This window comes from Dysosmobacter sp. Sow4_B12, from assembly GCF_052116665.1.
Lineage (GTDB): Bacteria > Bacillota > Clostridia > Oscillospirales > Oscillospiraceae > Oscillibacter.
This window is the reverse complement of record NZ_JBQKKR010000001.1, coordinates 552,365-567,435: the sequence shown is the minus strand read 5'-3', so window position 1 is coordinate 567,435 and position 15,071 is coordinate 552,365. Positions and strand designations below refer to the sequence as shown.

Annotated in this window: 13 protein-coding genes and 1 riboswitch; of the genes, 10 read left to right on the top strand and 3 right to left on the bottom strand. The window is 61.6% G+C overall.

The window, feature by feature from the left end; all coding sequences use genetic code 11:
• Positions 1-99 precede the first annotated feature (99 nt).
• From ACTQ4R_RS02915 to ACTQ4R_RS02905, 3 genes are all read left to right on the top strand, one after another.
• Positions 100-2,574 carry a DNA translocase FtsK gene (locus tag ACTQ4R_RS02915; RefSeq protein ID WP_441625660.1) on the top strand — a complete coding sequence of 825 codons (2,475 nt, stop codon included), beginning with the start codon at positions 100-102 and terminating at the stop codon, positions 2,572-2,574.
• 372 nt (positions 2,575-2,946) lie between these two features.
• On the top strand, positions 2,947-4,146 hold the full coding sequence (locus tag ACTQ4R_RS02910) for a pyridoxal phosphate-dependent aminotransferase (RefSeq protein ID WP_441625658.1): 1,200 nt from the start codon (positions 2,947-2,949) through the stop codon (positions 4,144-4,146).
• Positions 4,147-4,149: 3 nt separating this feature from the next.
• A complete protein-coding gene (locus ACTQ4R_RS02905; RefSeq protein WP_441625656.1) occupies positions 4,150-4,431 on the top strand; it encodes a Dabb family protein in 282 nt (93 codons plus the stop codon).
• Positions 4,432-4,469: 38 nt separating this feature from the next.
• Here ACTQ4R_RS02905 and ACTQ4R_RS02900 read toward each other — a convergent pair whose 3' ends face one another.
• Together ACTQ4R_RS02900 and ACTQ4R_RS02895 are read right to left on the bottom strand one after the other, a co-directional pair.
• Positions 4,470-4,778 (bottom strand): MGMT family protein, encoded by a 309-nt coding sequence (locus ACTQ4R_RS02900; protein ID WP_441625654.1) that lies wholly within the window; start codon positions 4,776-4,778, stop codon positions 4,470-4,472.
• Between the two features lie 12 nt (positions 4,779-4,790).
• The gene (locus tag ACTQ4R_RS02895; protein ID WP_441625652.1) at positions 4,791-5,036 is read right to left on the bottom strand and encodes a Smr/MutS family protein; all 246 of its coding nucleotides are present in this window, start codon (positions 5,034-5,036) and stop codon (positions 4,791-4,793) included.
• Between the two features lie 103 nt (positions 5,037-5,139).
• Between ACTQ4R_RS02895 and ACTQ4R_RS02890 the strand changes: the two genes are divergently transcribed.
• The 7 genes from ACTQ4R_RS02890 to ACTQ4R_RS02860 all read left to right on the top strand — a co-directional run bounded on the left by ACTQ4R_RS02890 (position 5,140) and on the right by ACTQ4R_RS02860 (position 13,652).
• Positions 5,140-5,592: a YjbQ family protein gene (locus ACTQ4R_RS02890; RefSeq protein ID WP_441625651.1), complete on the top strand. Its 453-nt coding sequence runs from the start codon at positions 5,140-5,142 to the stop codon at positions 5,590-5,592.
• Positions 5,593-5,822: 230 nt separating this feature from the next.
• Positions 5,823-8,402 (top strand): cation-translocating P-type ATPase, encoded by a 2,580-nt coding sequence (locus ACTQ4R_RS02885; RefSeq protein WP_441625649.1) that lies wholly within the window; start codon positions 5,823-5,825, stop codon positions 8,400-8,402.
• Positions 8,403-8,609: 207 nt separating this feature from the next.
• Positions 8,610-9,077 carry an NUDIX hydrolase gene (locus tag ACTQ4R_RS02880; protein WP_441625648.1) on the top strand — a complete coding sequence of 156 codons (468 nt, stop codon included), beginning with the start codon at positions 8,610-8,612 and terminating at the stop codon, positions 9,075-9,077.
• Positions 9,074-9,454 carry a DUF3783 domain-containing protein gene (locus tag ACTQ4R_RS02875; RefSeq protein ID WP_441625646.1) on the top strand — a complete coding sequence of 127 codons (381 nt, stop codon included), beginning with the start codon at positions 9,074-9,076 and terminating at the stop codon, positions 9,452-9,454. Before ACTQ4R_RS02880 ends, ACTQ4R_RS02875 begins: the two co-directional genes overlap by 4 nt.
• Positions 9,451-9,885 (top strand): DUF523 domain-containing protein, encoded by a 435-nt coding sequence (locus tag ACTQ4R_RS02870; protein ID WP_441625645.1) that lies wholly within the window; start codon positions 9,451-9,453, stop codon positions 9,883-9,885. The genes ACTQ4R_RS02875 and ACTQ4R_RS02870 overlap by 4 nt, the downstream gene beginning before the upstream one ends.
• A gap of 276 nt (positions 9,886-10,161) precedes the next feature.
• The gene (locus ACTQ4R_RS02865) at positions 10,162-11,541 is read left to right on the top strand and encodes a uracil-xanthine permease family protein (RefSeq protein WP_441625644.1); all 1,380 of its coding nucleotides are present in this window, start codon (positions 10,162-10,164) and stop codon (positions 11,539-11,541) included.
• A gap of 120 nt (positions 11,542-11,661) precedes the next feature.
• A riboswitch (Lysine riboswitch) is annotated at positions 11,662-11,839 on the top strand.
• Between the two features lie 73 nt (positions 11,840-11,912).
• Positions 11,913-13,652, top strand: a complete 1,740-nt coding sequence (locus tag ACTQ4R_RS02860; protein ID WP_441625643.1) for a Na+/H+ antiporter NhaC family protein — start codon at positions 11,913-11,915, stop codon at positions 13,650-13,652.
• 80 nt (positions 13,653-13,732) lie between these two features.
• Here ACTQ4R_RS02860 and ACTQ4R_RS02855 read toward each other — a convergent pair whose 3' ends face one another.
• Positions 13,733-14,932 (bottom strand): BTAD domain-containing putative transcriptional regulator, encoded by a 1,200-nt coding sequence (locus ACTQ4R_RS02855; protein ID WP_441625641.1) that lies wholly within the window; start codon positions 14,930-14,932, stop codon positions 13,733-13,735.
• Positions 14,933-15,071 lie beyond the last annotated feature (139 nt).

Genomic DNA, 15,071 nt, shown 5'->3' with positions numbered 1-15,071 from the left:
TCAACAAGCACAACAAAAAAGAGTGGCTCTTCAGCCAAGGGCGGTTCCACCCGCGCAAAGAAGCCTCTTGAACCGCAAAAGCGCCCCATCCGCCGGGAGGTGTGGGGCGTTATCCTGCTGGTGCTGTCCCTGTGTGTGGGCGTCAGCTATTTCAACATCCGGGCCATTTTCATCGACTGGTTCGCCCTGCTGCTGAAAGGCCTGTTGGGCTACGGCTACTGGCTGGCCTGCCCGGCGCTTTTGCTGGCGGCGCTTATTTTGCTGTTCCATCACGGCCGTCCGGTGCAGCTGCGGGTCATCTGCACGCTGCTGATCCCAGTGCTGCTGGGCGCTTTGGGCCACATGGTGCTGTGCCAGGTGGAATTCCCCTCCTCCGCCGGGGCGCTGAAGCAGTTCTGGCTCACCGGCACGACCCTTCAGTCCGGCGGCGCCATCGCCGGTGCCTTGGCGGAGGGCTCTGTCAAGGTGTTTTCCAAGGTGGCCTCCATCATTGTCTTTACCGCGCTGCTGGTGATCGTCGTGATGGTGTCCCTGCGGCTGACCGTTGGCGCCCTCATTGAAAAGCACCGCAGCCGGCCTATGTACGAAGAGGAGCCGGAAAAGCCCCATGTCCGGGTGGTGCCCCTGGAGCCTGCCCGCCGTCCTGCCGCGGAGCAGAAGCCAAAGCCCCAGATCGACTTCCCCTTGGACGACGACCCGGCCCTGCCGCCGGCCAAGGCGAAGGAGAAGGAGCCCGGCATTTTCACCAGCTTCTTCCGCCATAAATCCGCCCAGCAGAAAACCCCCGACCAGGTGCTTGCGGAGCACACGGAAAAGGCCGCGCCGGAACGGAAAAAGACGCCGGCCATCCCGGCGGACAAGAGCGCGGAGACAGCGGCTCCCGCCGCTGTGAAGGCTGCGCCGGAGCCTATCCGGCCGGAGATGCCAGCCAGCCAGACGCCGCCGGAGCAGCCTGCCGTGTCCGCCCGAAAGGAAAAGGCCAGCACCGCCCGGGAGGTGGCGGAGCAGACCGCCGCCGTCACGGCGGAGATCGAGCAGAAGCTCTCCGCGGAGGAGGACGCCTACCAGTTCCCGCCCATCACCCTGCTGCAGGCCAGCCGGGGCGAGAACTACACGGAGACTGGCGCCGAGCTGCGCAATAACTCCCGCCGCCTGGCGGAGACCCTCACCAGCTTCGGCGTGGACGCCACACCCGGCGACGTGGTCCACGGCCCCTCTGTCACCCGGTACGAATTTGTGCTGGACCAGGGCGTGAAGCTCTCCAAGATCACCAACCTGGCGGACGATATCGCCCTGGCCCTGGGTGCCACCGGCGTCCGTATCGCCCCCATCCCCGATAAGATCTCCGTGGTGGGCATCGAGGTGCCCAACAAACAGGTGACCCCGGTGCTCATCCGGGATGTCATCGAGTCCCGGACCTTTACGGAGCACAAGTCCAAGGTGGCCTTCGCCCTAGGCAAGGACATCGGCGGGCAGTGCATCGTGGGCGACATCGAAAAGCTGCCCCACGTGCTGATCGCCGGCACCACCGGCTCCGGTAAGTCCGTGTGCACCAACTCTCTCATCATCTCCCTGCTGTACAAGTCCACCCCCGACGAGGTCCGCTTCATCATGGTGGACCCCAAGATGGTGGAGCTGGCCCCCTACAACGGCATCCCCCATCTGCTCATCCCGGTGGTGACGGACCCGAAAAAGGCCGCCGGCGCGCTGCAGTGGGCGGTGTTTGAAATGATGAAGCGGTATAAGACCTTCTCCGAGCACGGCGTGAAGAAGCTGGAGGAGTTCAACCGTCTGGCCCGTGCCAGCGAGGAGCTGGAGCCGCTGCCCAGCGTGGTGGTGGTCATCGACGAGCTGGCCGACTTGATGCTGGTGGCGGCAAAGGAGGTGGAGGAATCCATCTGCCGCGTGGCCCAGATGGGCCGCGCTGCCGGCGTGCACCTGGTCATTGCCACCCAGCGGCCCTCCGCCGACGTTATCACCGGCCTTATGAAGGCCAATATCCCCAGCCGCATCGCCTTCGCCGTGGCCTCCTCTCTGGAGTCCCGCATCATTCTGGACAACACCGGCGCGGAAAAGCTGGTGGGCAAGGGCGACATGCTGTACGCGCCCCTGGGAGCCGGCAAGCCCACCCGTGTCCAGGGCTGCTTCATCTCCCCGGAGGAGATCGAGCAGGTGGTGGAATTTGTGAAGCAGTCCGGCGAGGTCCATTACTCCGACGAGGTCATGGCCAAGATCGAGGAATCCCTCCAGGAGAAGGACAAGGGCGGCGCTAAGGGTGCCGCTGCGGAGCCCTCCGCCGAGGACGAGGGCGACGAACTGCTGCCCGCCGCCGTGGATGTGGTGCTGGAGACGGGACAGGCCTCCGTGTCCATGCTGCAGCGGCGGCTGAAGCTGGGTTACTCCCGGGCCGCCCGCCTGGTGGACCAGATGGAGGAGCGGGGCATCGTGGGCCCCTTTGAGGGCTCCAAGCCCCGGCAGCTGCTCATCACCCGGGCCCAGTGGCAGGAGATGCAGATGGGCGGCACCGGCGGTGCCGCCGATGAAGCCCCGCCGTTTCCGAATGAGGAACCATGAAATTTTGTACTACCGGGCTTGACAAATTCTTTTGAAGCCGTATAATGAGAAACCAGTAAAAGCGATGACAAAGCCAGCCTCGTGAAACCGGCTTTCAGCGAGAGGGGTCCGGTGCAAGCCCTCAGCCCACGCCGCGAGGCAAGCCACTTTGGAGCAGTCCGCGATGAGCGGAACGGCCCATCCCCGTTACAGGATGACGTGAGATGCCGCCCAATGGGCAGGCAGATCAGGGTGGTACCGTGGAAAGATCCTTTTCGCCCCTGACGCAGGTCGGGGGCGTTTTTTTATTCCCTCCGGTGCCGGCGGCCTTCGCCGCTGTGACACGCGCCAAGTACATCGTGATTTCATTGAGACAGATGGAGGAATACAGTCATGAAGTTTTCCAGCAAGATCAAGCGGTGTGAGCTCTCTCCCGTGCGGAAGTTTTATCCCTATGAGATGGCGGCGGTGGAAAAGGGCCTGAAGGTCCGGCACTTGAATATCGGACAGCCGGATATTGAGACCCCCAGAGTGTTTTTCGAGGCCATCAGCCGCTTCAGCGACAGCGTTCTGGAATACGCTCCTGCCCCCGGAGTGCCGGATTTTTTGACGGCTACCCAGAAGTATTATGAGAGCCTGGGCTTCCCCATCTCCCGGGATGACATCCTGGCCACCTACGGCGGCAGCGAGGCACTGCAAATCGTCATGTCCTGCATCCTGGAGGAGGGGGACGAGGTCCTGGTGCCCGAGCCCTTTTATCCCAACTACACCACCTTCATCAACATTACCGGCGGCAAGATCCGCCCCATCAAGACCAAGGCGGAGGAGGGCTACCGCTTCGCCACCCGTGAACAGATCGAGCCCCTCATCAACGAGCACACCCGGGCCATCCTCATGACCAACCCCGGCAACCCCACCGGCGTGGTGCTGAGCCGGGAGGAGATGCGCCTCATGGCGGACATCGCCAAGGAGCACGACCTGTTCCTCATCAGCGACGAGGTGTACCGGGAGATCGTTTATACCGGCGAGAAGGTCACCTCTATGCTGGAGCTGGAGGATGCCGCCGAGAACGTGGTGGTCATCGACTCCGTGTCCAAGCGCTTTTCCGCCACCGGCGCCCGGGTGGGTGCCGTCATCTCCCGGAACCACGAGCTGATGGACGAGGCCATGAAGCTGTGCCAGGGCCGCCTGTGCACCGCCACGCTGGACCAGGTGGGCGCCGCCGCCATGTACAATGAGCTGCCCGCCAACTACTATACCGAGGTGCGGGAGGAGTACCGCCGCCGCCGGGACGCCATGGTGGCTGCCCTTTCCAAGATCCCCGGCGTGGAGTTCCGCTGCCCCGAGGGAGCTTTCTATCTGATGGTGACGCTGCCGGTGGATGATGCGGAAAAGCTCCAGTATTTCCTGCTGGAGGAATTTGAGGATAATGGCGAGACTGTCATGGTCACCCCTGCCGACAGCTTCTTCACCGATCCCGAGCTGGGCCGCAACAAGGTACGCATCGCCTATGTCACCAACCCCGAGGATGTGACCCGTGCCATCGAGCTGCTGGGGCTGGGCATCCAGGCCTACAACGCCAGAAAGGGCTGAGCCATGATCCGGCATATTGTCATGTGGAAGTTCCGCCCCGGCACGGAGGCGGAGCAGGAACGGTTTTTAGACGGCCTGCGGGACCTGCAGGGCGTCATTCCCCAGCTCAAGCGCAGCGAGGTGGCTGTAAACGTGGGGGAGGGAAATTACGACGCCGTGCTGGTCAGCGAGTTTGAGAGCCTGGAGGCGCTGGACGCCTATAAAAACGACCCCCGCCACAAGGCGGTCTCCGCCCTGTGCAAGTCTATCCGTACCGACCGGGTGGCTGTGGACTATGAATTTTGAAAAAAGATGAGAGAGGCATCGCCTCTCTCATTTTTACGCTATGGCTCCCACCGGCATTTGTCCAGATCCACCGTGCCGTTCGGACGGAAGAGGACACCCTCCGCCTCCAGCAGCGCCCTCTGGGTGCCGGGGGCGAAGATGTCAAAACAGGCCTTTGTGCCGCCGAAGCGGTCTACCACCCGGTGACAGGGGACCGTGGGGTCCGTGCAGCTTGCCATGGCGTAGCCCACGGTCCGGGCGCACCGGGGCATGCCCGCCAGCCGGGCCACCTGGCCGTAGGTGGCAGCCTTTCCGGCGGGGATGCGGCGGACAATATCGTAAAAGGCCGCGAAAACATATCCGCTCATATGCCTACCTCCTCAATATTCCCGCAGCACCAGCTCCGTGGCGCCGCCGTCGGGGGAGAGAAGGAGCCGCTTCACCTTCGGATGATGGCCGTATTCCTCCCGGAGAAAGTCCCGCAGCTCCGTGCCGCCGTGGCAGCCGTGGATGAGCCGGATGCGGTAGGTGGCACCGCCAGCACGCCGCAGCAGGGCATCCACCGTCACCCGGGCCTGGTATTTGGTTTTGCCGTGGAGGTCGGCTGTGACAGTGCCGGGACCCATGAAATCACCTCAACTGATATTGTATCACGGCTGTGAGTATGGTACAATGCAAAAAATATGACCGCGGCTGAGCAGCGGCGGATGATACCGGGAGGAAACAAGCATGGCAGTATACACGCAGACCAAGACCTACCACACCAAGGCCCACATGGGCATGATCGACGTGACGGGGGATTTCCAGAACGCGGTGACGGAGGCCTGCAGGAAATACAACATCACCGCCGGCACCGTCACCGGCTTCACCACCGGCGGCGTGGCGGGCTTGACGACACTGGAATTTGAGCCGGGCATGGTGAACCACGATCTGAAGGCGGCGCTGGACGTGTTCTCCCCCTATCTGGACGAGCAGGGCAGGGTGGTGCCCTACTGGCACCATGAGACCTGGCACGACGACAACGGCTCCTCCCACATCAAGGCGGCGCTGCTGTCCCCCTTCATCACGGTGCCCTTCGTGGAGGGGCGCATCACCGTGGGGCCCTGGCAGAACTTGACGCTGGTGGAATGTGACACCCGCAACCGGGTGCGGGACATCGTGTTCCAGGTAATGGGGGAGTGAGGGACAGGAAGATTCACAGATTCTTAACAGGCCCATCTCTTGACTTTTCCCGCCGCGGCGCATAAGATACCCAGAAGAAAAGGGAGTAGCTGGCACAGAGTTGTGTATCCGCAGGCGTCAGTACGGGCTTGGCCCCGCTTCGGATTGAAATGGCGAGACTTTTGCATCATGCGTATGGCATGGCGCAAAGGCCTCGCCTTTTTGCGTCCTGCCAGGAAAGGAAGAACGAAATGAAGCAAGAGAAGAACCTTTGGCAGAAGAGCCGGATGGAGCTGCTGCGGGACCTTGGCTGCACCGGAGAGGGACTGTCGGCGGTGGAGGCCGCCGGCCGGCTTGCAAAGTTCGGACACAACGAGCTCCAGGGCGGCAGGCAGAAGAGCACCCTGCGGATATTCTGCGAGCAGTTCGCGGATTTCCTGGTGGTCATTTTGATCCTGGCGGCGGTGGTGTCCGCCATCCTGGGTGATGTGGAGAGCGCTGCCGTCATTCTGGCGGTCATCACTATGAACGCCGTTTTGGGTACAGTCCAAACCGTAAAGGCCGCCGCGTCCTTGGATAGCCTCAAGCGGATGTCCGCCCCCACCGCCAAGGTGGTGCGTGACGGCCAGGTCCTCCAGGTGCCGGGCCGGGATGTTGTGCCCGGGGATGTGGTGGTGCTGGAGGCTGGCGACAGCGTCTGCGCCGACGGCCGCCTGTTGGAGTGCGCCAGCTTAAAGTGCGATGAGAGCGCCCTTACCGGCGAGAGCCTGCCAGTGGAGAAAATCGTGGACGAGATTCCGGAGAACGTGCCCCTGGGGGACCGGAAGAACATGGTGTTCTCCGGCAGCTTCGTCACCTACGGCCGGGCGAAATTCCTGGTGACCGGCACCGGCATGGACACGGAGATGGGAAAGATCGCCGCCCTGCTGAAAGGCACCCAGGAGAAGAAAACGCCGCTGCAGGTGAGCCTGGACCAGTTTGGCCGCAAGCTCTCCGTGGGGATTCTGGTGATCTGCGCCGTGCTGTTTGCCGTCAGCGTTTTTGTGCGGGGCGAGAATGTTATGAACGCTTTCCTCTTTGCCGTAGCTCTGGCGGTGGCGGCCATTCCGGAGGCACTTTCCTCCATCGTCACCATCGTGCTGTCCTTCGGCACCCAGAAAATGGCCCGGGAAAACGCCATCATCCGCAAGCTCCAGGCGGTGGAGGGCCTGGGCAGCGTGTCCGTTATCTGCTCCGACAAGACCGGCACCCTGACCCAGAACAAAATGACCGTCCAGAAGCTGTATGTGGGCGGCAAGATCATTCCGGCCCGGGAGGCGGATTTCCGAGACCCAGTCCAGGAGCCCCTGCTGCGGACGGCTCTTTTGTGCAGTGACGCCACCGTCAACGAAAACGGCGAGGTGGGAGACCCCACGGAGACAGCCCTGGTGCGGCTGGGGGAGGACAACGGCTTTGACGAGGAGGTCACCCGGGAACGCTGGCCCCGCTTGACGGAGATCCCCTTTGACTCTGACCGTAAGCTCATGTCCACGGTCCACCGGCTCTCCGGCGGACTGATGATGGTCACAAAGGGCGCTGTGGACGTGCTGCTGGACCGCTGCGTCATCTCCCTGGAGGAGCGGAAAAAGGCGGAGCAGGCCAATGAACAGTTTTCCCGGGAGGGCCTGCGGGTGCTGGCCTTTGCCTGCCGTCCCATGGACCGGGCGGAGGTGAGTCTCGCGGATGAAAACGGCCTGGATTTTCTGGGGCTCATCGCCATGATGGACCCGCCCCGGGAGGAGAGCCGCGCGGCGGTGGCCGAGTGCATCGCCGCCGGCATCCGGCCTGTCATGATCACCGGCGATCACAAGGTCACCGCCTCCGCCATCGCCCGGGAGGTCGGCATCCTCACGGAGGACACCGAGGCGGTGGAGGGCGCTGTTTTGGATGGGATGAGCGATGAAGAGCTGCGGCGGCTGGTCCCCCGGGTATCCGTTTACGCCCGGGTGTCTCCGGAGCACAAGATCCGCATTGTGAAGGCCTGGCAGGACCTGGGGAGCCTGGTGGCCATGACCGGCGACGGCGTCAACGACGCCCCGGCGCTGAAGCAGGCGGACATCGGCGTGGCCATGGGCGTCACCGGCACGGAGGTGGCCAAGGACGCCGCCGGCATGGTGCTGACGGACGACAACTTCGCCACCATCGTCAAGGCAGTCAAAAACGGCCGCAACGTATATGCCAACATCAAGCGGGCCATTCAGTTCCTGCTCTCCGGTAACGCCGCCGGCATCCTGACAGTGCTGTACGCCGCCCTTTTGGGGCTGCCCGTACCCTTTGAGGCGGTGCACCTGCTGTTCATCAACCTGCTGACAGACTCCCTGCCGGCCATCGCCCTGGGCTTGGAGCCCCATACGGACCTGGTGATGCGGGAGCGGCCCCGTCCCCGGGACGAGGGCATTTTGACAAGGCCTTTCCTCACCAGTGTGGCGCTGGAGGGCCTTGTCATGGCCGCCGCTACCATTGCCGCTTTCCACCTGGGCCTCAGCGCCGGCGGCGCGGCGGCGGGCAGCACCATGGCTTTCGCCACGCTGTGCCTTTCCCGCCTGTTCCACGGCTTCAGCTGTAAATCCCAGCGGCCCGTGCTGCTGACAAAGAAGCTCTGGAACAACAAATACCTGCTGCTGGCTTTCGCGGCGGGAGCGGTGCTGCTGGGCGGTGTGCTGCTGGTGCCGGCGCTGGAGCCGCTGTTCCGGGTGGCGCCGCTGTCCTGGGGCCTGGTGGGCGCCGTCGTAGGGCTGTCTTTCGGCTCCATGGTCCTCATCCAGCTTTTGAAGGTCTTTCGGAGCAACTGAAGAAAGAGCAAGGACTGCCCACGGCAGTCCTTGCTCTTTTACAGTCCCAGCCAGGCCAGTACGGCGGCCTTCAGCGCCGCCCTGGACGAAATCAAGCGCTATTTCAAAAAAAATTCAATACCAGCATGGCATGGCGCACTTTTGCCGGCAAGGCACTTTTCTTTTTCCGCCGCTGCGGGTATAATGGTGCGCAAAGGAGAGATGCCTATGATCAACTCCACCCTGTGCTATCTGGAGCGGGGAGACCAGTACCTCATGCTCCACCGGGTGAAAAAAGCCAACGACATGAACCACGACAAGTGGATCGGTGTGGGCGGCAAATTTGAAGAAGGGGAGAGCCCCGAGGACTGCGTCCTCCGGGAGACCTTTGAGGAGACAGGCCTGCGGCTGACGCAATACCGCTACCGGGGGCTGGTGACCTTCGTCTCCGACCGCTATCCCACGGAGTACATGCACCTGTTCACCGCCACCGGCTGGACCGGCACCCCCCACGAGTGCGACGAGGGAGAGCTGGCCTGGATCAAGAAAGCGGATCTTCTGTCCCTGCCGCTGTGGGAGGGGGACAAGATTTTTTTGCGCCTGCTGGATACGGACACGCCCTTTTTCTCTTTGAAGCTGCGGTATGAGGGAGAGCGCCTTGCCCAGGCGGTATTGAACGGAGAGGAGATCGTATGAAAAAACTGCTGCTGTTTGGATTTGATTCCCTGCTGAATGTTCTGGCGCTGGAGACAGCGGTGAGCCCCCTCGGCGTGGAGCTGGTGCCTGTGGCCCGCAAGGATTACAACAAGCCCCTGGCGGTGCTGGCGGGGATGGATACCGCTCCCGGCCCCATGGCGGACTACGCCGGAGGGCCGCTGGGCGGGCGGATGATGGTGCTGTGCGGCCTGGAAAAGCAGCTGGACACGCTGCTGCCTGTCCTGGCGCGGTCGGGGGCAGGACCGGAGTGCCTAAAGGCGGTGCTGACGCCCCACAACCGGAACTGGAGCGGCGTGATGCTGTGGGCGGAGCTGCAAAAAGAGCACCGGGCCTTTCAGAAAGGCGGGCGGCAATGAACATCCTGGTCTCAGCCTGCCTGCTGGGGGTCCGCTGCCGGTACGACGGCGCCGAGAAGGCGCATCCGCTTATCGCCGCTCTGGCGGAGCGCCACACCCTGGTGCCCGTGTGCCCGGAGCAGCTGGGAGGCCTGCCGACGCCCCGTCCTCCGGCGGAGCGCCGGGGTGAGCGTGTGGTGACGGAGACCGGAGCCGACGTGACGGAGCAGTACCGGCGGGGCGCGGAGGAAGCGTTGAAGTTATGTAAACTATTTGACTGTCAGGCCGCTGTACTGAAAGAGCGCAGCCCCTCCTGCGGCCGCGGGCAGGTGTACGACGGCACCTTTACCGGCGCCTTGACCACCGGCGACGGCGTGACGGCGGCGCTGCTGGCCGCCCATGGCATCCCGGTTTACGGAGAGTCCCAAATTCCGGAGCTGCTGGAAGCATGACACCGGACGGAGCGCCCCAAAGGGCGCTCCGTCATTTTTTACAATTTCCGACACTTTTTTTATCCGAGGGTCATGGAAAAGGAATCTTGCAATGCGTCATACCTTTCTGTATAATAAGGCAAAATAGAGAAGGAGGGAACGTGAGATGCTGTATTTGATGCGTGGAATGTCCAAGGCGGTCGTTTCTTCCTTTTTGAATGGTTCCCCTGTTTGACCGGCATTGGTGCCGGTATTTTTTTTGCCAAAATTTTGTGGAGATATGAGAGGAGAAGCAACATGAAAGAAACAAAGACCCCCGTGGGCCAGCAGCCCATCCGGGATGCCCGTGCCCTGGGCGTACCCAAGATGCTCATTCTGGGCCTGCAGCACATGTTCGCCATGTTCGGCGCCACGGTGCTGGTTCCCATTCTGGTGCAGAGCTATGGCCTGCCCCTGTCCATCCAGACCACGCTGTTCTTCGCCGGCTTCGGCACGCTGTTTTTCCACGTCTGCACCCGGATGAAGGTCCCCGCCTTCCTGGGCTCCTCCTTTGCGTTCCTGGGCGGCTTTGCCGCCATGGGTGCCATGGACAGCGGCATTTACGCCGCCATGGAGCCTGCTGAAAAGCTGCAGTACGCCTGCGGCGGCATCGTAGTGGCAGGCCTTTTGTACGTGCTTCTGGCTGCCATTATCAAAGCGGTAGGCGTCCACCGGGTCATGCACTATCTGCCTCCCGTGGTCACCGGCCCCATCATCATTCTGATCGGCTTGAATCTGGCCCCCTCCGCCGTGTCCAACGCCTCCTCCTGCTGGTGGCTGGCCCTGCTGTCCATCGCAGTCATCGTGGTGGCCAACATCTGGGGCAAGGGCATGATCAAGATCATCCCCATCCTGCTGGGCGTGGTCATCTCCTATGTGGTGGCGCTGGTGTTCCGCATGGTGGATTTCTCCGGCCTGGATGTGCAGGGCCTCTTCGGCGGTACCACGCCCCTGCTGGGCTTCCAGCCCTTTGTGACGAACTTCTCCGGCAGCGTGGCCAAGTTTGATGTCTCCGCCATCCTGGTGATGGCCCCCATCGCCATCGCCTCCATGATGGAGCATATCGGCGACATGTCCGCCATCTCCGCCACCGTGGGCGAGAACTTCATCGAGGACCCCGGCCTGCACCGCACCCTCATCGGCGACGGCATCGCCACATCTCTCTCCGCCATGTTCGGCGGCCCCGCCAACACCACCTACGGTGAGAACACCGGCGTGCTGGTGCTCTCCCGGGTCCATGACCCCAAGGTCATCCGCCTGGCCGCCCTGTATGCCATCATCCTGTCCTTCAGCCCCGCCTTCGCCTATCTGGTCAACACCATCCCCACGGCCATCATCGGCGGCGTCAGCTTCATCCTGTACGGCATGATCTCCGCCATCGGCGTGCGGAACGTGGTGGAGAACCAGGTGGACTTCACCAACAGCCGCAACCTCATCATCGCCGCTGTCATTCTGGTGTGCGGCCTGGGTTTCACCGGCGGCCTGACCTTCCAGGTGGGCGGCGCCTCCATCACGCTGACCTCTCTGGCCATTGCCGCCATCGCCGGCATCGTGCTCAACGCCATCCTGCCCGGCAACGACTTCCACTTCGGCAAGAGCGCCAACTCCGACGCCTCCGCCAATCTGGGCCAGTATTGATCCCACGTTTCCGCCGGGGCGCCGTGAAAGCGGCGCCCCGGCTTTGTTTTCCAAGGAAAAACAGCGGAATTTGGAAAAGCCGGTTGACTTTTCCAAAAACTTTTATATAATGAACACACCAAGCATGATAGAGGCGCGGACGTCAAGAGTAGTCCTTCCCATATGGACAGGTCCTGGGAGAGAGGAAAGGGACTTTCGCCGAGGCTGTGTGGTGCCGCCTGTGGCGCACGGAGCCGGGCCGTGGGAGAATATCCCGCGGACTGTCGTCCCCTTCCCGGGACGGAGCGCTGTCGTGGGTCCATACGTACTGCTGAGCGTATGAAGTCATGACAGAAGTCATGACTTCATTTTTTATGAGGAGAGAGAACGTGATGAGAAATCTAAAGCGACGGCTGCTGCCTTTGCTGACAGCGGTGCTTCTGCTGTGCACGGCCATGACCGTCACGGCCTTTGCCGCGGACCCCACCGAGGAAACCGGCACCAAGATGATCGAATGTCCCGACTGCGGCACTCTCGGTGTCGTCCTGACGGACGAGGGAACTGTCGCCGCGTGCGAGAGCTGCGGGGGAAGCGGCTATGTGGAATCCCCCAGCCGGTTCTTCAACACCGTCTGGTCCCTGCTGCCTCCCATCATCGCCATTGCCCTGGCTCTGATCACCAAGGAAGTGTACAGCTCCCTGTTCATCGGTATCCTGGTGGGCGGATTGCTGTATTCCAACTTTGCCTTTGAGAGCACCATCCTGCATGTGTTCAACGACGGAATCGTGGCTTCCGTTACCGACAGCTATAACATGGGCATTCTGATCTTCCTGGTGATCCTGGGTACCATGGTGTGCTTGATGAACAAGGCCGGCGGCTCTGCCGCCTTCGGCCGCTGGGCGGAGAAGAACATCAAGAGCCGGGTGGGTGCGCAGCTGGCCTCCATCCTACTGGGCTGCTTGATCTTCATTGACGACTATTTCAACTGCCTGACCGTGGGCAGCGTTATGCGTCCCATTACCGACAAGCACAACATCTCCCGCGCCAAGCTGGCTTACATCATCGACGCCACCGCCGCCCCCGTGTGCATCATCGCCCCCATTTCCTCCTGGGCCGCCGCCGTGGCCGGCTTTGCTGAGGACGGACAGGGTTTCAACCTGTTCCTGCGGGCTATCCCCTATAACTACTACGCCCTGCTGACCATCGTGATGATGGTGGGCCTGGTGGTGATGAAGGTGGACTTCGGCCTGATGAGCACCTTCGAGCGCAATGCCATTGAGACCGGTGACCTGTTCTCCGGACCTAACCCCTATGCCTCCGCTGATGAGAGCGTAGAAGAGGGTAAGGGCCGGGTGCTGGACCTGGTACTGCCCGTGGTGATGCTGATTATCTGCTGCGTTATCGGCATGATCTACTCCGGCGGTTTCTTCGAGGGTGAGGACTTCATCACCGCCTTCTCCAACTCCGATGCCTCTGTGGGCCTAATGCTGGGCTCCGCCTTTGCTCTGGTGTTCTCGTTTATTTACTTCCTGATCCGCCGCTCTATGAAGTTCAAGGATATGATGAGCTGCATCCCCGAGGGCTTTAAGGCCATGGTGCCCGCCATCTTGATCTTGACCTTTGCCTGGAGCCTAAAAGCCATGACCGACTCCCTGGGCGCCAAGTTCTTCGTTCGGGACTTCGTCCGCACCTCCGCCACCGGCGTGCAGATGCTGCTGCCGGTTATCGTGTTCGTCATCGGCTGCCTGCTGGCCTTCGCCACCGGCACCTCCTGGGGCACCTTCGGCATCTTGATCCCCATCGTGCAGAACGTGTTCTCCATGGATAACCCCATGGCTATCATCTGCATCTCCGCCTGCATGGCCGGCGCCGTCTGCGGCGACCACTGCTCTCCCATTTCCGATACCACCATCATGGCCTCAGCCGGCGCCCAGTGTGACCACGTGAACCATGTGTCCACCCAGCTGCCTTATGCCGTCACCTGCGCGGTGGTGTCCGGCATCACCTATCTGATCGCCGGTATACTGGCCCAATTCGGCGCTCCCGGCATCCTAAGCCTGCCCATCGGCATCGTGCTGATGCTGGCGACTCTGCTGGTCATCAAGACCCGCCACAGCAAAAAGAAAATTTGAAAAAAGTCCGGTGCCGCGAAGAGCGGCACCGGACTTTTTGGGAAGAGCCGGGTGTGCGGCAGGCACACCCGGCTCTTTTTTCATAGATTGGGCTCCAGCGGCTGCACGGAGTAGTGCAGCTGGGCGGGAGAGTGGGGATACTGGCGGCAAAAGCCCTTGATGATGCGCTCACAGACCTTGCAGCTGTTTTCATAGTTGGCCTGGGGCAGCAGCAAAATGTACTGGGACACGCTGCACCGGGCAGCCACGTCACCCCTGCGGAGGCTGAAGCGGATCAGCTCCTGAAGGTTTTCCATGCAGCGGTCCAGGCTGCGCTTGGAAAGGTCGCCGCCCTGCTCGTCTGTGACAGACAGCAGGCAGATGTGAACGGCGGCGCCGCTGCGGGCGATGGACCGGGCTTCGGCGTGATAGATGATCTTGAAAAAATCGTAATCGCAGAACAGCGCGCCGCTGGCACCGTCCGGCTCCCGCAGCTGCTCGCGGATGGTGCTGATGGACACGGCCCGGTCATTGACGGTGCGGACAGCTTCCCGGTACAGCGCCCGGGACTCATCCGACGGCATGATGCCAAAGCTGTCAAACAGCAGCTGGCTCATGTTCTCGTACACCGTGATGGCGGCCCGCTGCTCCCCTTGATCCATGAGACTTCGCATCAAGTGCTGGTAGAGCAGCTCGTTATAGGGCTCTATTTCCACTCCCTTGCGGCAGAGGGCCTCGGCCTCGTTTAGGCGGCCCTTCTCCTCCAGCAGAGGCAGGGTTTCCAACAGTGTCTGCACATACAGGTTGTGGAAATAGGCGGCAATGGGTACCACCCAGGGCTCCGAGGAGAGCTTTTGCAGGAAGTCGCCCTGATACAGCGCCAATGCCTGGAGAAAAATGTCCAGCCGTTCTTCCTTGTCGGAAAGAGCGGAACCGGAGCGGCACAGGCGCTCAAACTCATCCACATCAAAGACGAAGGGAACAGCGGTGTTCCAGGCATAGCTGCCCTCCCGGCGGATGATCAGCGTGTGTCCGGCGGAACTGTCCAGCTGGTTGAGAGATGTGCGGACCCGGTGGAACATGGTCTTTAACGCGTTGAAGGGATTGGAGCTGCTCTCGTCGCCGTTCCAGAGAAGACCCACCAGCTCCTCCTGGGAAATGGACCGGCTGCGGCAGTAGATCATGTAGGCCAGCAGGAGCCAGACCTTTTTAGAGCGGTTGTCGCTGTCGTTGATCTCCTGCTCTCCCATGCGGATGGAAAAGCTGCCGAGCATACGGACCTGCAGAATATTGTCCTCCATGATAGTGCCACCACCTTTGCCGGAGATACTGAAATTTGTGGAGTTTCATTTATCTTATACATATGTAACATAACACATCCAGCAGGACAATTCAATGCGAAAACGGAAAAAGTTACATTAATTTTTGAAAAATGAAAAA

Coding starts and splice junctions, on each gene's coding strand:
- ACTQ4R_RS02910 (WP_441625658.1), top strand. CDS start 2,947: ATGAAGTTTTCCAGCAAGATCAAGCGGTGTGAGCTCTCTCCCGTGCGG.
- ACTQ4R_RS02905 (WP_441625656.1), top strand. CDS start 4,150: ATGATCCGGCATATTGTCATGTGGAAGTTCCGCCCCGGCACGGAGGCG.
- ACTQ4R_RS02900 (WP_441625654.1), bottom strand. CDS start 4,778: ATGAGCGGATATGTTTTCGCGGCCTTTTACGATATTGTCCGCCGCATC.
- ACTQ4R_RS02895 (WP_441625652.1), bottom strand. CDS start 5,036: ATGGGTCCCGGCACTGTCACAGCCGACCTCCACGGCAAAACCAAATAC.
- ACTQ4R_RS02890 (WP_441625651.1), top strand. CDS start 5,140: ATGGCAGTATACACGCAGACCAAGACCTACCACACCAAGGCCCACATG.
- ACTQ4R_RS02885 (WP_441625649.1), top strand. CDS start 5,823: ATGAAGCAAGAGAAGAACCTTTGGCAGAAGAGCCGGATGGAGCTGCTG.
- ACTQ4R_RS02880 (WP_441625648.1), top strand. CDS start 8,610: ATGATCAACTCCACCCTGTGCTATCTGGAGCGGGGAGACCAGTACCTC.
- ACTQ4R_RS02875 (WP_441625646.1), top strand. CDS start 9,074: ATGAAAAAACTGCTGCTGTTTGGATTTGATTCCCTGCTGAATGTTCTG.
- ACTQ4R_RS02870 (WP_441625645.1), top strand. CDS start 9,451: ATGAACATCCTGGTCTCAGCCTGCCTGCTGGGGGTCCGCTGCCGGTAC.
- ACTQ4R_RS02865 (WP_441625644.1), top strand. CDS start 10,162: ATGAAAGAAACAAAGACCCCCGTGGGCCAGCAGCCCATCCGGGATGCC.
- ACTQ4R_RS02860 (WP_441625643.1), top strand. CDS start 11,913: ATGAGAAATCTAAAGCGACGGCTGCTGCCTTTGCTGACAGCGGTGCTT.
- ACTQ4R_RS02855 (WP_441625641.1), bottom strand. CDS start 14,932: ATGGAGGACAATATTCTGCAGGTCCGTATGCTCGGCAGCTTTTCCATC.